Origin of the sequence: Candidatus Planktophila vernalis (assembly GCF_002288185.1) — a bacterium.
GTDB lineage: Bacteria > Actinomycetota > Actinomycetes > Nanopelagicales > Nanopelagicaceae > Planktophila > Planktophila vernalis.
In genome coordinates, this window is the sequence record NZ_CP016776.1 from 38,922 (window position 1) to 53,325 (window position 14,404).

Sequence of the window (14,404 nt, forward strand, 5' to 3'; positions counted from 1 at the left end):
TCATGGCGCGCAATGTTGTAAATATCGAAGAGGTCTCAAAGGCCTTTGATATTAAAGAGCTTTTAATAGGCGTCTCTTTAGGTGTTTCTGAGGGCGATCGCATCGGCATTGTTGGTCGAAATGGCTCAGGAAAATCCACGCTCATGAAGATTATTGCAGGCGTTGAAACACCAGATTCTGGCCGTGTTACTAAATCAAACTCAGCACGCATAGGTTTGCTATCTCAAGTGGATTCAGCAAATCCTGAGAGCACTGTGGGAGAAGTTGTATTAGGGGACACCGCAAAACATGAGTGGGCAAGTGAGCCAAATATCCGTGAAGTTTTCACTGGGCTCTTTGGTTCCTTTGATGATCATATTTTTGATCGCAAGTTCGGACAGCTATCGGGTGGAGAGCGCAGACGCGTTGGATTAGCAAAGCTACTGATTAATGAACTAGATCTCATTCTGCTGGATGAACCAACAAACCATTTAGATGTTGAAGGTGTTGCCTGGCTTGCACAGTATTTAAAAAATCGAAAAGGATTAGCGGTAACTGTTGTAACGCACGATCGATGGTTTCTTGATGCAGTCACTGATCGCACTTGGGAAGTAGTTGGCGGAAAAGTTGAAGAATATGATGGCGGATACAGTGCTTTTGTTTTAGCTAAAGCTGAACGAGCCCGCCAAACATCAGTCATGGATCAGCGCCGGAATATGTTGATTAAGAAAGAACTTGCCTGGCTTCGCCGAGGAGCACCAGCTCGCACGACTAAACCAAAATTTCGAGTCGATGCAGCTAATGTATTAATCGCAGGAGAACCCGAACCGCGCGATCAAGGAGCATTACTTAAGTTTGCCCTCAACAGACTAGGTAAGACTGTGTATGAGGCCCACCATGTTCAGGTAAAACTTGGAGATAATGAATTAATCAATGATTTGTATTGGAATGTTGGTCCAGGAGATCGCATTGGCATTGTGGGCATTAATGGCGCAGGTAAAACAACTCTAATGAAGACTCTGGTTGGTGAAATCCAACCAACGGCGGGAAAGCTTGTAACTGGAATTACCGTTAAAGCAGCATTCCTTACGCAGCATTTAGATGAGTTAGATCCAACTTGGCGAGTATTAGAAGCCGTTGAAAAAGTTGCTAACCGTGTTGAAATCGGTGGGGGACGTGAACTATCAGCTTCACAACTCTGTGAGCGTTTAGGTTTTGACCGTGAATCACAATGGACTCCTGTTGGCGACTTATCTGGTGGTGAAAAACGTCGCTTACAACTCACGCGTCTACTCATGGATAGTCCGAATGTTTTGTTACTTGATGAGCCAACAAATGACTTTGATATTGAAACTCTGACGGAACTTGAAGATTTACTCGATGGCTACGGCGGAACCTTGATTGTTATTTCGCACGATAGGTATTTCTTAGAACGTGTGTGTGATCGCTTTGTTGGTTTGTTGGGGGATAAGAATGTGAGAGATCTTCCACGAGGAGTCGATGAGTACTTAGAGCTTCGCCATGAAGCCCTACAACCCGACATCAGCGCTCCCAAAGAGAAGAAAACTTCGAGTGCGGCAGAAGAACGCCAACTTAAGAAAGACAAAGTTCGCCTTGAGCGACAAATGGAGAAGGCGGATTCGCGGATAGCAGAACTTGAGGGCGAACAAGAAACCGCCTCATTTGATGCAGAACGTTTGCTTGAAATCACCAATGAGTTAGCGCAATTACGGGGTGAGAAAAACAGACTCGAAGAAGAATGGCTTCAGGTCACAGTTTTACTTGAGGGGTAAGTTAAAATCCTCTCTATGAGTCAACTATCGCACGCTATAGAAGTAATCCTTTTTCGCTCTCGCTTTTTACTTGCTCCTCTCTATTTGGGATTGGTTGGCGCACTAGTTCTGCTTGGTTACCGCTTCATCATCGAATTCATCCATTTGGCAGAAAAAATCGGCAAAGCAACACCACAGAGCTTTACTCTTGATCTGCTCGCTTTATTGGATTTAACTTTGCTCGCCAACCTTATTTTGATGGTTATTTTTGCAGGATATGAGAACTTCGTTTCCCGCATTGACGTTGCAACTGAGTCAAAAGATCGTCCACACTGGATGGGAACAATTGACTTTAGCGGTTTGAAAATTAAGTTAATTGGTTCATTAGTAGCGATTTCAGTAATTGAACTTCTTAAAGACTTTATTGAACTATCTGGTCAGGATGAAGTTGGTGGCGGAACTAAATGGCGAATCGTCATTCACCTTACTTTCGTCGCCTCTGGTGTTTTGTTTGCTCTCATGGATTGGATCGCTGACAAGCGAGAATTCTCCGGCACGCATCAGTAAATGCGTTTAGATTTATTAGCCGCGCTTTCAGGCTTAATGATTGCCTTGCAGGCGCGTGCAAATGGTGAACTCTCGCATCGACTCAATAATGGTCTAGAAGCAGCACTTGTTTCTTTTGGTTCAGGATTAATCATTATTGCGGTGATTACCGCCTTCAATCCAGCAATAAAAGAAGGCATTAGGAATCTACGTGCTGCTGTTGCCAACAAAGAGATTGCACAATGGAAACTACTTGCTGGAGCGTTAGGTGGAAGTTTTGTTGCGATTCAAACACATATCGTTCCGCTGATTGGTGTTGCAATCTATTCAGTAGCATCAATTGCAGGTCAAACTGCAATGTCACTTATCGTGGATCGAATTGGTCTTACTGGTGGCGGTAAGAAGCTAATCTCTAAACGCCGGGTGGCAGCCGCGGTTCTAACTGTTCTAGCAGTCTTTGTTTCAGTATTTGATCGCATTGATGCCAAGAACCTTTCACTTTTTGCTGTGGTCCTTGGCTGTATTGCTGGGGCTGTGGTGGGTGTGCAGCGGGCACTTAATGGTCAGATAAATGAGCACTCACACCAAAGCTTCACCACTTCACTTCTTAACTTCATTACAGGAACATCACTGCTTGTAATTCTCATTTTAGGTGGAGTTCTAATTGGAAAGATTGAACTTGTTCCACTTCCTGCTGGTCCCTGGTGGATATACACCGGCGGTGTAATTGGAGTTATCTATATCGCTTTTACATCAACAATTGTTCAACACCTAGGCGTTTTAACTTTCACGCTCTTTAGTGTTGGCGGACAACTGGTTGGATCGTTGGTAATTGACTTGATTTCGCCAACCAATGGCGTGAACGTGAGCGCTTATCTAGTAACTGGAATTGTAATGACGTACTTGGGTGTTATCGCCGGTGGCGTAAGTAGTTCACGAGTGCAGAAACCAAAGAGGCTGTAATAAAGAAAGCTGCAATTGCATAAGACCAGGTTTTAACCCAAGGCAATGAAGCTGCGTAATATCCTGCAAGAGTTATTCCTACGCCCCATAACAATGCCCCAAGAATATTTGCTGAAAGAAATCTGTAGTAGTTCATCTTTGATGCACCGGCAATAGGTGGGACAAAGGTGCGAATCCACGGGAAGAATCGTGCAGCAACTACTGCCCACCATCCAGTTTGTTCGTAGAAGCGCTCAGACCGGGCAATCATCTTTTGCATGCGCGCAGAGTCATGCTTATCTAAATAAGGTCGTCCAACTAAGCGACCAATTACAAAACCGACTTGATCACCCAAGAACGCTGCGATGAAGATGACGGTTACAAGGATCACGATATTTACTTCACCGTGAGCTGCTGCAACCAAACCCGCACTAAAGAGGATTGAATCACCCGGTAGGAAAAAGGCAAATAAAACACCGGTTTCAAAGAAAACAATCGCCCCAACAACTAAGTAGATCAAATATGGTGCAAGGCTAGATAGTTGAGCATCAAATGATGCAGCTAGTTCAATCACACTGACTTCTTAACCGCCGCAGCTACAGCTTTAGTCACATTTGGATCAAAGACGCTGGGCACAATAAAGGATGCGTTCAGTTGCTCTGGAGAGACACAGTCAGCGATAGCTTCTGCTGCTGCAACTAATAGTTGATCAGTGATTTTGTGGGCATTGGCATCGAGTAAACCGCGAAAGATTCCAGGAAATGCCAAAACATTATTAATTTGATTTGGTTGATCACTGCGACCTGTGGCAACGACAGTTGCATATTTACGTGCCACGACTGGATCAATCTCAGGATCTGGATTGGCCAGAGCAAAAATAATTGATCCTTTAGCCATAGTTGCAATGTCAGCTTCTTTAAGAATGTTTGGTGCGCTCACGCCGATGAATACATCAGCACCAACAAGTGCCTCTGGCATTGCGCCAATAAAGTTATTTGGATTGCTGTTATCAATAAACCATTGCTGCATTGAATCTTCAGACTTCAAGTCATTGTGGATTACACCGTGATGATTAAAGCCAATAATGTTCTTTGCCCCGCTAAGTGTGAGCAGTCGAGCAATTGCATTACCTGCAGCGCCAACGCCACTTAAAACAATTTTGACTGAACCAAGATCCTTTTTAACAAACTTAAGAGCATTTCGAAGAGCAGCTAGAACAACAATGGCGGTTCCATGTTGATCATCATGGAAAACTGGAATATCAAGTAGCTCACGTAGGCGACGCTCGACTTCAAAGCATCGAGGAGCCGAGATATCTTCTAAGTTAATTCCGCCGTAAACTGGTGCGATCAACTGAACTGTGCGAACAATTTCATCGACATCTTGTGTATCCAGACAAACAGGCCAGGCGTCAACATCTGCAAAGCGCTTAAATAGCGCAGCTTTTCCTTCCATTACAGGCAGAGCTGCTGCTGGGCCGATATTTCCAAGGCCTAGTACTGCAGATCCATCGGTAACAACTGCCACGGTATTGCGCTTAATAGTTAGGCGGCGAGCATCTGCTGGGTCAGCAACAATTGCTTGGCAAATGCGGGCAACGCCAGGTGTGTAAGCGCGCGAGAGATCATCACGGGTCTTTAATGGAACTTTAGATTGAATTTCAATCTTTCCACCAAGGTGGAGAAGGAATGTTCGATCACTGACTTTGCGAACTGTCAGTTCAGGATTCTTTGCAAGAGCGATAGTAATTTGATCAGCGTGGGCTGAATCAATGGTGTCACACGTAATATCTAAAACAACTTTTTCTAAAAGAGACTCAACAACATCGAGCGCGGTAATGGTTGCACCAGCTGCAGTAATAACAGTTGTTGCAAGTGCTACAGGTTGAGCAGAAGGTGGACCCTCAACACGGATAGTAATTCCATATCCTGGGGAAGTGGCTGCCATTTATACGACTCCATATAAACGATCGCCGGCATCGCCAAGTCCTGGAACGATGTAACCATGTTCATTTAATTTCTCATCAAGTGCGCCAGTAACAATATTGATTGGAACTTTACTTGCAGAGAACTCGTCCTCAACAGCTTTCACACCTTCGGGTGCTGACAAGATACAAATTGCGGTGATCTCAGTTGCTCCAAGGTCAAGCAGATAATGAAAAGCTGCAATTAATGTTCCACCAGTTGCAAGCATTGGATCTAAAACAAATACATGACGACCAGATAAATCTTCAGGTAAACGATTTGCGTATGTGCTTGCCTTCAAAGTTTTTTCATCACGGACCATGCCAAGGAAACCAACTTCAGCATTTGGCATTAACTTGCTCATGCCTTCGAGCATTCCAAGGCCGGCACGCAAAATTGGAACTACTACTGGGCGAGGCTCGGCCATTTTTAGGCCCTTAGTCTTAGTAACTGGAGTTGTTATCTCAACAGTGTGTGTGCGAATTTCACGGGTAGCTTCATAAGCCAGAAGTGTTACGAGCTCTTCTACCAAACGACGAAATGTTGGGGAATCAGTACGTTCATCGCGCAAAACCGTCAATTTGTGGGCAATAAGCGGGTGATTGGCAACGTGAACTTTCATAGGCATTACCTTACAGGGCTTTCAATCCTTTCCAATGAGTGGAATCATCTGAGCATGGCTGATTTCGATGATGACCTCGTAGAAGACATCGAAGAGTTTGACGTTTTAGCCGAAGATGCGCCAAAAGTAATCAGTGTCACAAATGAGTTAGATATAGCCGTAGCTGCATGGCATGAAGACGGACGTTGGACTTTAGGGATACTTCCAGATCCAAATGACATTGGCCAAATAATTTCACGGCTTAAAGCACAACAAACAAATGGTGGATCCATTGCACTTATTTCAATTGATGAAGAATTCTTTATTTTAATTCGCGTTCTAGGCGCCCACATTTCTCTTTTCCTTAGTGATGCAACAGCCGCACTAGATTATGAAGTTGCAGAAGAGTTGTTAGAGATTGCAGACATTCCACTCCCAGAAGATGATGACGAATCATCTCCAATTGGGCAATTAGAAATTTTGGCAGATCTTGGTATGAATGGCATGGAGATTTCAGCACTCTGTGATGACGCAGAGTTATTTCCTGATGAACAACTTGAAGCGATTGCTAATCGATTAGGATTTGGCGATCAGTTTGCAGAGTTATTAGAACTGTGAACGATAAAGATTTAATGCGCGCAGCTTTAGCTGTTGCGCAACAAGCTAGTGCCAGCGGAGATGTTCCAGTCGGTGCTGTGATTGTTAATAGCTCGGGTGAAATAGTTGCAACTGGGCATAACGAGCGCGAATTAAATATTGACCCAACTGCACATGCAGAAATTGTTGCTATTCGAAAAGCTGCACAAGCTTTGGGGCAATGGCGCTTAGAAGATCACACAATTGTTGTGACTCTTGAACCTTGTCCTATGTGTGCTGGTGCTATTGCACAATCTCGGATCTCCACATTAGTTTTTGGTGCCTGGGATGAAAAGGGCGGTGCTGTTGGCTCCGTTTGGGACGTTATTCGCGATCCTCGCGCTCTTAACAAGCTAGAAGTGCGTGGTGGAGTGCTTGAAGAAGAGTGCTCAGCGATGTTAAAAGAATTTATACAAGGAGTTCGTAAGAAGGATTAAGAATCACCATAGATCCTTCATCTTCACCGACCATACCTTCAGCACGCATCTGTGAACCTACTTCAAGACCTGCAATGTCTCGACGTCCAAGGAACTGCAAGGAGACTCCACCTGTTTCATCCCAAATCTCAACTTGAAGGGCTGGGGCAGCACCGCGGGGAGCAGTCTTAATTGATGTGACTCGACCTTGAACTTGAGCGCGCTTTCTCCACTGAATCTCACCAATTTTGGTGACATTTTCTGCGTAATGGCTGATTGGTTCGATGTTAACTGGCGCATCTGTCTTAGGAGTTGGCGTAGTTGATTTAACTACTTTTCTAACTTCACGTGGATGGTTTAGTTCAATCGTTGCACCGGAAGTAATACGAGCAACATCGAAAGGAACGATCGTTGCAACAACGCGTGGGAGCTGTGAAATTGGTGCAGCAATTTCTTCTGCAGTTTGATCATGCAGTAAACGACCTAAGAATCCTGAATAAGCACGACGTGGAAGTAAGAGAGTTAACTCAACATCTGGTTTTTCAGTCATACGAATTGCATAATCCAATGCTGCATTTGCAAGTCGACGATCAGGGCAATCAATTAACTCAAGTGTTACATCATCTAATGCATCTGATTTAGCCCAAGCTTTTTGAATTTGCTCAGCTCGGCGATCATCAATAACAAAGTGAACTGCAGTTAAATTGCGTGGCTTAAGGCTGCGTGCATAACGAATGGCGCCAACAGTTGCAATATCAACGCTATCTACCAAGATTGTTACGTCATGGCGAGCGATTGAAGTGGCACGTTCTTGATGGCGTTTTACTGAAAGCGCTTCCTGCTCGCGTGTGTACTGACGACGTAAACGTAGGAAAGCCATAACCAAAATTGGGGCTGTTATAAGAACGAGCCAAGCACCTTGTGTGAACTTAACTACAGAGAAAATAATTACAACAAGTAGAGAGATTGTTCCTGCAAGACCATTGATAAAGACCTTTGCTCGCCACTGACCTGTTTTATGGCGAAGTGCGTGGCGAGTCATTCCAAAGCCAGCCAAGGTAAATCCTGTAAATACGCCGAGTGCATAAAAAGCTACAAGGTGTTCAACTGAGCCAGCAGTGATAAGAACTAAGAAAATTCCACCACCAGCCAGAAGCAAGATTCCATTAGAGAATGCAAGGCGGTGACCACGCTTAGTTAATTGACGTGGCAGATAACCATCAGTTGCAACAAAATTAACCAAGAGTGGGAAAGCACTATAAGTCGTATTAGCTCCAGCAAAGAGAATAAGCATCGTTGCCAACTGAACCATCACGAACATAATCTGGCCAATAGTTCCATCGCCCATGATTGCTTTGGCGATCTGAGAGATAACTGTTGGAGTTCCAGATTCATATGGAACAGCGTGGATTTTGTGAGCAAACCAAGAAACTCCAAGAACCAAAGTTCCAAGCAATGTGCTCATGATGTAGAGAGTTCTCCGAGCATTTACATGTTCAGGAGTCTTAAACAGGGCAACTCCATCAGAGATGGCTTCAAGGCCAGTCAGAGATGAGCCACCATTAGCAAAGGCACGGAGCAGGATAAAGATGGCTGCAAATGTGAGAAGACCTTGCTCTTGGCCAATTTCAATTGCACCAGGTTGTTCAACGCTCAACTTAATCAAAGTGCCATTGAACTGCTTATAGAGCCCAACAGAGAAAACAATAAACATGCAACCAACGAAGAAATAAGTTGGAAGTGCAAAGGCCTTGCCGGCTTCTTTAACGCCGCGCAAATTTCCATACGTTAACAAGACAATGACAACCAAAATCATTGGAATCTTGTATGGGCTCAGCGATGGGAAAGTTGAAATAATTGCTGCGACTCCAGCTGCAGATTGAATTGCGATTGTCACGATGTAATCAAGCATTAGTGCGACAGCTGCAATTTGTGCAACGACAGGACCAAAGTTATCTCGCGAAACTATGTATGCCCCACCAACTTTTGTATAAACATTGATGACATCTCGATAAGACAAAGTAATGATTAAAAGAATGACTAAAACAATTGCAGTCATCGGCATTAATATTGCAAATGCTGCTAAACCAAATGCAGGTAACAATGCAATTAAAATCTGCTCTGAACCATATGCTGAAGATGAAATACAGTCGCTAGATAAAATTCCTAATCCATAGCGCTTACTAAGGCGCTGATGGTTAAGTGAGTGACGGTTAAGAGGATTACCTAACAGTCGACGTTTGATTGTGTAGAAAAAGGAGTCTTTGAGATGAGCATGGTCTTTAAGAACTTCTGGGGCCTGCGCATCATCGGTCCACGACTTAGGCACTTATAACTCCTCTTTCAATTGCAATTAATGCAACTTAATGAGCATCACTCTACCTCAGCCCGCACAATCTTCACTGTTTTAAGCCTAAAGCGTATGCTTCACCTATGCATACACAGTTATATATCGATGGCCAGTGGGTTGAGGGCGCTAGCAAGGTAGCCGTTCATGATCCAAGTGATAACTCAGTAATTGCCGAAGTTTCTTTGGCCTCTGATGCACAGTGCGAAGCAGCTATCGCCGCCGCCGATGCAGCAGCAGAATCCTGGGCAAAGACTGCTCCACGATATCGCTCTGAGATTTTGCGCAAAGCATTTGAAATTATGACTGGTGAAATTGAAGCGATTGCTACTTTGATTTCTCGCGAAAATGGAAAAGCGATGCCGGATGCTCGCGGTGAAGCGGCATATGCAGCTGAGTTTTTCCGTTGGTTTGCTGAAGAGACAGTTCGCACACCAGGGGATTTCCGTAAATCACCATCAGGGGACAAGCGAATCCTTGTTACACATCAACCAATTGGTCTTTCTATTCTTATTACGCCTTGGAATTTCCCAGCAGGTATGGCAACTCGAAAGATTGGACCGGCAGTTGCTGCTGGTTGCACAATGATTTTAAAGCCAGCAACTGAAACTCCTTTAACTGCGATGTATATCGTGGATTTAATGGAGCGCGCTGGTTTGCCTAAGGGAGTCCTGAATTTAGTTCTGCCTGAAAAAACTGGCCCAGCAATTTCAAAGATGTTGCATGATCCACGTGTTAAGAATCTTTCATTTACGGGTTCAACTGAAGTTGGTCGTGTACTCCTAAAAGAGGCTGCAGATAAGGTAATTCGCTGCTCTATGGAGCTAGGTGGAAATGCACAAGTAGTTGTTCATGATGATGCAGACCTTGCAGTGACAATTCCGCAGTTGCTTCTTGCCAAGATGCGCAACGGTGGTGCTGCCTGCACATCAGCCAATCGCATCTATGTGCAGCGTGGCATTTCAGAGGCATTCATTAATGAAATGACTAAGTCCATGAGCTCATTTGTGATGGGTCGCGGAACTGATGCCACAACAACCCTTGGAGCATCAGTCTCAATGAAGGAGCGCAACAAGATTGCGCAAATCGTTGATGAATCAGTAGCAGCAGGTGCAAAGGTAAAAGTTGGTGGCGTTAAGCCTGAAGGCGATGGTGCGTTCTATCCAGCCACAGTTTTAATCGTTGATAAAGACAACCCAATCCTTCTCCATGAAATCTTTGGGCCAGTTGCACCGATCATTATTTTTGACACTGATGAAGAAGGCATCAAACTTGCTAATGACACCGAGTTTGGTCTTATTAGTTATGTCTTTTCTTCAAATCTCACACGTGCCCTGCGCACAGCAGAGGCGATGGAATCAGGAATGGTTGCCATTAATAAAGGTGTTATCTCAGATCCAGCAGCTCCCTTTGGTGGCGTGAAGCAATCAGGTTTGGGCCGTGAAGGTGGCTTTGATGGCATCCATGAGTTCTTGCAGACGAAGTACATCGGGGTCGAGATCTAAATTGCTTACAAAGTTCGAAGCTTTGTAAGAATGTCTTTGTCGTTCGTCCTAAGTTTTTTGATTATTCCTTTTATTGGGTTTCCACCGTTGGCGTAATAGGCAAGGGTGTAATACGGATAGGTATCTACACAAATCCCTCCTTCACTTTCTTGATTTTCACCAGGTAATGGGAAGTTCTGAATAACATCAACATCACTTTGTGCAAAGAATTTTCTCAGTCTTTGTGTATCAATCAATTGGATACCCATCAACTGCATTTTGCGCATCTCTGAGGAAAATTCAACAGATCCAATTTTTCTTGCCTTGTATGTGACCTGATTACTTTGAAGAGTGTAAATGACCTCGCCATTTGCAATCCTTTTGTTTAAGGAAGAGTTTTCGAGCAACAGATTGGCTTGTGCCTTGTAATTTTCCTTGTTGCTTTCAAGCAAATATCTATAGAGGGCTCGTCGGTCAGCTTCACTTAGCCACTCACCAAGCCTCAGACATTCCTCGAAGTAACTCACAGTCTTATTGTGCACCTATTACACAATTCTCAGCTTCATATTTTCCAGAGTTTCCTTCTACTCTGATCTCTTTTCCGCCTTTTATTCTGACATAGCCCTTGGCAGAACCCCTATATGAAGACTCGTCTCCAAATTCGCATTTAGTAAAGAGATTCTTAAAAACCGCCTTGCCCGATGATTTTGAAATCGCTGCAGCCTTACGGGATATAAAATTACTCACAGTTATCTCCCGATTATTTTCGAGCATCTGAATCTGAGCGGTAATAACTGTGTATTCCTGTGGAGCCGTACATTCAGAAGTTATGTTTAGTTTTATGGCGTCAATACCCTGTCGCTCCTTGATACTCGTAGAGTGGTGGGGTCTTTCAACTTTAAGCGTGCAGGTTGGTTCAGGGTTGTTAACAATATTGAATATAACAAATTGAGCAAGCATTAAACCGACCACTGCGATGGTGGGGACCTTGGGAGTTAAGAGAATTGATTTAGGAATAGTTATTGGCATTCCTAAAAACTAGGCAAAGGTCCTGACGACCTTAATCAGGTTATCCCCAGCCCATCGGTGGCGGCTGAAATACATCTGGCGGAGGATGAGGGATTTGAACCCTCGATAGGTTGCCCTATACACGCTTTCCAAGCGTGCGCACTCGGCCGCTATGCGAATCCTCCCGAGGGGAGCACTCTATCGGTGGCTATAACTATGATTACGCCAGATCCCTCGTACGGCGTTATCCGTACTGAACTCCCCCAGGGCAGGAATGCAGCAAGGGTAGGTCCGCTCTGGCGGGTGTGCGAGGGGTCCTATTAAATTGCGTCGAAGAGTAGAGGAGAGCACACGATGTCTTTAGCGTTGTATCGCAAGTATCGTCCCTCTGTTTTTGCAGATGTCATCGGACAGGAACATGTAACAGTTCCACTTTCAAATGCGTTGGAATCTGGGCGCACACATCACGCATATTTATTTAGTGGTCCACGTGGTTGCGGAAAAACTTCCAGCGCTCGCATTATGGCGCGCTCACTTAACTGCGTTAAAGGACCAACACCTAATCCATGTGGTGAGTGCCAATCATGTAATGATCTAGTTGCAAACGGTCCAGGTTCACTTGATGTTATTGAACTAGATGCGGCAACTCATGGTTTAGTAGATGATGCACGCGATCTTCGCGATAAAGCTTTCTTTGCACCAGTACAAAGCCGTTACAAGATCTACATCATCGATGAGGCGCACCAACTCGGACCGGGTGCTGCAAATGCACTTTTGAAAGTTGTTGAAGAACCGCCTCCCCACGTTATTTTCATCTTTGCTACAACAGAGCCAGAAAAGCTGATTGCAACTATTCGCTCTCGTACACACCACTATCCATTCCGTTTAGTTCCACCTGGAATCTTGGCTGCGCACTTAGAAAAGATTTGTAATCATGAAGGCGTCAGTGTTGCTAAAGGCGTTATTCCACTTGTAGTACGGGCCTCTGGTGGCTCAGTGCGTGATGCACTCTCTGTGTTGGGTCAGCTATTAGCCGGTGCTGGCAAAGATGGCGTGAGCTATGAAATTGCAATTCAATTATTAGGTTTCACCGATGGCGCATTGCTCGATGATGCCATCGATGCAATTGCTGCCCATGATGGGGCAACGCTGTTTAAAACTATTGATCGAGTTATTGAATCTGGCCATGATCCACGTCGCTTTACAAGTGACATGTTGGAGCGTATTCGAGACCTAATGATTGTTGATGCTCTTAAAGATTCAGGAAGCAATGCAATCCTGCGCGATATTCCAGATGATCAAATGGAGAGAATGCGCAATCAAGCTAACCGAATTGGAACAGCTAATCTTTCACGGGCTGCAGATATTGCTGCCGAAGGTTTAACGCAGATGCGCGGTGCCACAGCACCACGTTTAATGCTGGAACTGATCTGCGGACGCATACTTTTGCCTATTGGTGACAATGGTGAATCAGGAATGCTTTCACGTATTGAGCGATTAGAGCGCGCGGAAAACATTGCACCGATGACAACACCAGCTCCAGCAAAATCTGTTGAGAAAAAAGAAGCACCTGCTGCGCCAGTAAAGGCTGAAGCTGCGCCAGCAGAAGTGAAGGTAGAAGCACCAGCAGCTAAGGTAACGAGCGCCCCTGGGGCCTTTGATATTGCAGCCCTACGTCGTGCTTGGCCAGATGTAATTGAAGATGTGAAGAAGCGCCGCAGACTGACATGGTCACTACTTTCTGCTTCCGCACAAGTACTTGCCGTGGATGACAAAGCAATCACAATCGGAATTGTTAACGCAGGAGCCAGAGATTCATTTGTTCGATCAGAATCAGATGAGATTTTGCGCAAGGCATTTGTGGATGTAGTTGGCATTGATCGAAAGATTGAATGTGTTGTGGATCCATCCATTGATACCAATACACCCGCAGCACGTGAGACTCGCACATCAGAGGCTCCTTCAGATAAGAACCTACTTTCAGGGGCGGCACTTCTTGCCCAAGAACTTGGCGCAAAAGTAATTGAGAGTAAATAATTAATGTCAGGTATGTATGAAGGTGCAATTCAAGATCTCATCGATGCGCTAGGTCGTCTGCCAGGAATTGGTCCAAAGTCGGCTCAACGTATTGCTTTTCATATTTTGCAAGCAGATGCTGAGATAGCAACTGCGCTCGTGGACTCCATTCGCACAGTAAAAGAGCGCGTGAAGTTTTGTGTGGAATGTGGAAACGTTTCTGAAGAAGATCAATGCCGCATCTGTCGTGATCCACGCCGTGATAACACGTTGATCTGTGTTGTTGAAGAGAGTAAAGATGTGATTGCAATTGAGCGCACACGAGAATTTCGCGGTAAGTATCACGTTCTGGGTGGTGCAATAAGTCCTATCGATGGAATTGGTCCAGAGCAGCTGCGTATCCGCGAACTCATGGCACGCCTTGCAGATCCTGGAATCGTTGAAGTTATTTTGGCTACCGATCCAAACTTGGAAGGTGAAGCCACAGCTACCTATCTATCGCGCATGATTAAGCCGTTAGAAATAAAGGTCTCTCGGTTAGCGAGTGGTCTGCCAGTAGGTGGGGATCTGGAATATGCCGATGAAGTCACGCTGGGCCGTGCATTTGAAGGCCGCCGCGACGTTTAATCTCGTTATTTGATACGTACTCCATCTCAGTATCTAAGATTTCCCGAAAAACGGTTAGCGCGATTT

At 44.9% G+C, this 14,404-nt stretch carries 14 protein-coding genes, 1 tRNA gene and 1 other RNA gene; 9 read left to right on the forward strand and 7 right to left on the reverse strand.

Annotated features, from left to right (window positions below; genetic code table 11):
• Positions 1-2: 2 nt before the first annotated feature.
• From A7sIIA15_RS00210 to A7sIIA15_RS00220, 3 genes are read left to right on the forward strand one after another with little or no spacing between them, the layout of a single operon-like run.
• A complete protein-coding gene (locus A7sIIA15_RS00210) occupies positions 3-1,772 on the forward strand; it encodes an ABC-F family ATP-binding cassette domain-containing protein (RefSeq protein ID WP_095685271.1) in 1,770 nt (589 codons plus the stop codon).
• 15 nt (positions 1,773-1,787) lie between these two features.
• A complete protein-coding gene (locus A7sIIA15_RS00215) occupies positions 1,788-2,318 on the forward strand; it encodes a TIGR00645 family protein (RefSeq protein ID WP_095685272.1) in 531 nt (176 codons plus the stop codon).
• Positions 2,319-3,260, forward strand: coding sequence for a DMT family transporter (locus A7sIIA15_RS00220; RefSeq protein ID WP_095685273.1), 942 nt, complete (start codon positions 2,319-2,321; stop codon positions 3,258-3,260).
• On the opposite strand, the gene A7sIIA15_RS00225 is transcribed toward A7sIIA15_RS00220, so the two are convergent.
• Genes A7sIIA15_RS00225 through upp form a run of 3 tightly spaced genes read right to left on the reverse strand, consistent with a single transcriptional unit; the run spans position 3,208 to position 5,825 of the window.
• Entirely contained in the window at positions 3,208-3,813 is a 606-nt protein-coding gene (locus A7sIIA15_RS00225; RefSeq protein WP_095685274.1) for a DedA family protein, read from the reverse strand. The genes A7sIIA15_RS00220 and A7sIIA15_RS00225 overlap by 53 nt on opposite strands.
• A complete protein-coding gene (locus tag A7sIIA15_RS00230) occupies positions 3,810-5,186 on the reverse strand; it encodes an NAD-dependent malic enzyme (protein WP_095685275.1) in 1,377 nt (458 codons plus the stop codon). The genes A7sIIA15_RS00225 and A7sIIA15_RS00230 overlap by 4 nt, the downstream gene beginning before the upstream one ends.
• On the reverse strand, positions 5,187-5,825 hold the full coding sequence (gene upp, locus A7sIIA15_RS00235; RefSeq protein ID WP_095685276.1) for a uracil phosphoribosyltransferase: 639 nt from the start codon (positions 5,823-5,825) through the stop codon (positions 5,187-5,189).
• A gap of 54 nt (positions 5,826-5,879) precedes the next feature.
• Between upp and A7sIIA15_RS00240 the strand changes: the two genes are divergently transcribed.
• Positions 5,880-6,422 (forward strand): tRNA adenosine deaminase-associated protein, encoded by a 543-nt coding sequence (locus A7sIIA15_RS00240; protein ID WP_095685277.1) that lies wholly within the window; start codon positions 5,880-5,882, stop codon positions 6,420-6,422.
• On the forward strand, positions 6,419-6,877 hold the full coding sequence (tadA, locus tag A7sIIA15_RS00245; RefSeq protein WP_095685278.1) for a tRNA adenosine(34) deaminase TadA: 459 nt from the start codon (positions 6,419-6,421) through the stop codon (positions 6,875-6,877). Before A7sIIA15_RS00240 ends, tadA begins: the two co-directional genes overlap by 4 nt.
• On the opposite strand, the gene A7sIIA15_RS00250 is transcribed toward tadA, so the two are convergent.
• On the reverse strand, positions 6,849-9,185 hold the full coding sequence (locus tag A7sIIA15_RS00250) for an amino acid permease (RefSeq protein ID WP_095685279.1): 2,337 nt from the start codon (positions 9,183-9,185) through the stop codon (positions 6,849-6,851). The genes tadA and A7sIIA15_RS00250 overlap by 29 nt on opposite strands.
• A 104-nt stretch (positions 9,186-9,289) precedes the next feature.
• Here A7sIIA15_RS00250 and A7sIIA15_RS00255 point away from each other — a divergent pair, with 104 nt between their 5' ends.
• Positions 9,290-10,708, forward strand: a complete 1,419-nt coding sequence (locus A7sIIA15_RS00255) for an NAD-dependent succinate-semialdehyde dehydrogenase (protein WP_095685280.1) — start codon at positions 9,290-9,292, stop codon at positions 10,706-10,708.
• Between the two features lie 5 nt (positions 10,709-10,713).
• Here A7sIIA15_RS00255 and A7sIIA15_RS00260 read toward each other — a convergent pair whose 3' ends face one another.
• The 3 genes from A7sIIA15_RS00260 to A7sIIA15_RS00270 form a co-directional block, all read right to left on the reverse strand.
• Positions 10,714-11,214: a hypothetical protein gene (locus A7sIIA15_RS00260; RefSeq protein WP_150123715.1), complete on the reverse strand. Its 501-nt coding sequence runs from the start codon at positions 11,212-11,214 to the stop codon at positions 10,714-10,716.
• Between the two features lie 4 nt (positions 11,215-11,218).
• A complete protein-coding gene (locus A7sIIA15_RS00265; protein ID WP_095685282.1) occupies positions 11,219-11,716 on the reverse strand; it encodes a hypothetical protein in 498 nt (165 codons plus the stop codon).
• Between the two features lie 76 nt (positions 11,717-11,792).
• A tRNA-Ser gene (locus tag A7sIIA15_RS00270) sits at positions 11,793-11,880 on the reverse strand.
• A gap of 40 nt (positions 11,881-11,920) precedes the next feature.
• Here A7sIIA15_RS00270 and ffs point away from each other — a divergent pair.
• From ffs to recR, 3 genes are all read left to right on the forward strand, one after another.
• Positions 11,921-12,018, forward strand: an RNA gene (ffs, locus tag A7sIIA15_RS00275) — signal recognition particle sRNA small type.
• A 31-nt stretch (positions 12,019-12,049) separates the two neighbouring features.
• Positions 12,050-13,732 carry a DNA polymerase III subunit gamma and tau gene (locus A7sIIA15_RS00280; protein ID WP_095685283.1) on the forward strand — a complete coding sequence of 561 codons (1,683 nt, stop codon included), beginning with the start codon at positions 12,050-12,052 and terminating at the stop codon, positions 13,730-13,732.
• A gap of 12 nt (positions 13,733-13,744) precedes the next feature.
• Positions 13,745-14,338: a recombination mediator RecR gene (gene recR / locus A7sIIA15_RS00285; protein ID WP_095658871.1), complete on the forward strand. Its 594-nt coding sequence runs from the start codon at positions 13,745-13,747 to the stop codon at positions 14,336-14,338.
• The last annotated feature ends 66 nt before the right edge of the window (positions 14,339-14,404 follow it).

Bases quoted from the DNA above. Each gene is read 5' to 3' on its own strand.
- A7sIIA15_RS00240 (WP_095685277.1), top strand. From the start codon at position 5,880: ATGGCTGATTTCGATGATGACCTCGTAGAAGACATCGAAGAGTTTGAC.
- recR (WP_095658871.1), top strand. From the start codon at position 13,745: ATGTATGAAGGTGCAATTCAAGATCTCATCGATGCGCTAGGTCGTCTG.
- A7sIIA15_RS00230 (WP_095685275.1), bottom strand. From the start codon at position 5,186: ATGGCAGCCACTTCCCCAGGATATGGAATTACTATCCGTGTTGAGGGT.
- A7sIIA15_RS00215 (WP_095685272.1), top strand. From the start codon at position 1,788: ATGAGTCAACTATCGCACGCTATAGAAGTAATCCTTTTTCGCTCTCGC.
- A7sIIA15_RS00210 (WP_095685271.1), top strand. From the start codon at position 3: ATGGCGCGCAATGTTGTAAATATCGAAGAGGTCTCAAAGGCCTTTGAT.
- A7sIIA15_RS00255 (WP_095685280.1), top strand. From the start codon at position 9,290: ATGCATACACAGTTATATATCGATGGCCAGTGGGTTGAGGGCGCTAGC.
- A7sIIA15_RS00280 (WP_095685283.1), top strand. From the start codon at position 12,050: ATGTCTTTAGCGTTGTATCGCAAGTATCGTCCCTCTGTTTTTGCAGAT.
- A7sIIA15_RS00220 (WP_095685273.1), top strand. From the start codon at position 2,319: ATGCGTTTAGATTTATTAGCCGCGCTTTCAGGCTTAATGATTGCCTTG.
- upp (WP_095685276.1), bottom strand. From the start codon at position 5,825: ATGAAAGTTCACGTTGCCAATCACCCGCTTATTGCCCACAAATTGACG.
- A7sIIA15_RS00265 (WP_095685282.1), bottom strand. From the start codon at position 11,716: ATGCCAATAACTATTCCTAAATCAATTCTCTTAACTCCCAAGGTCCCC.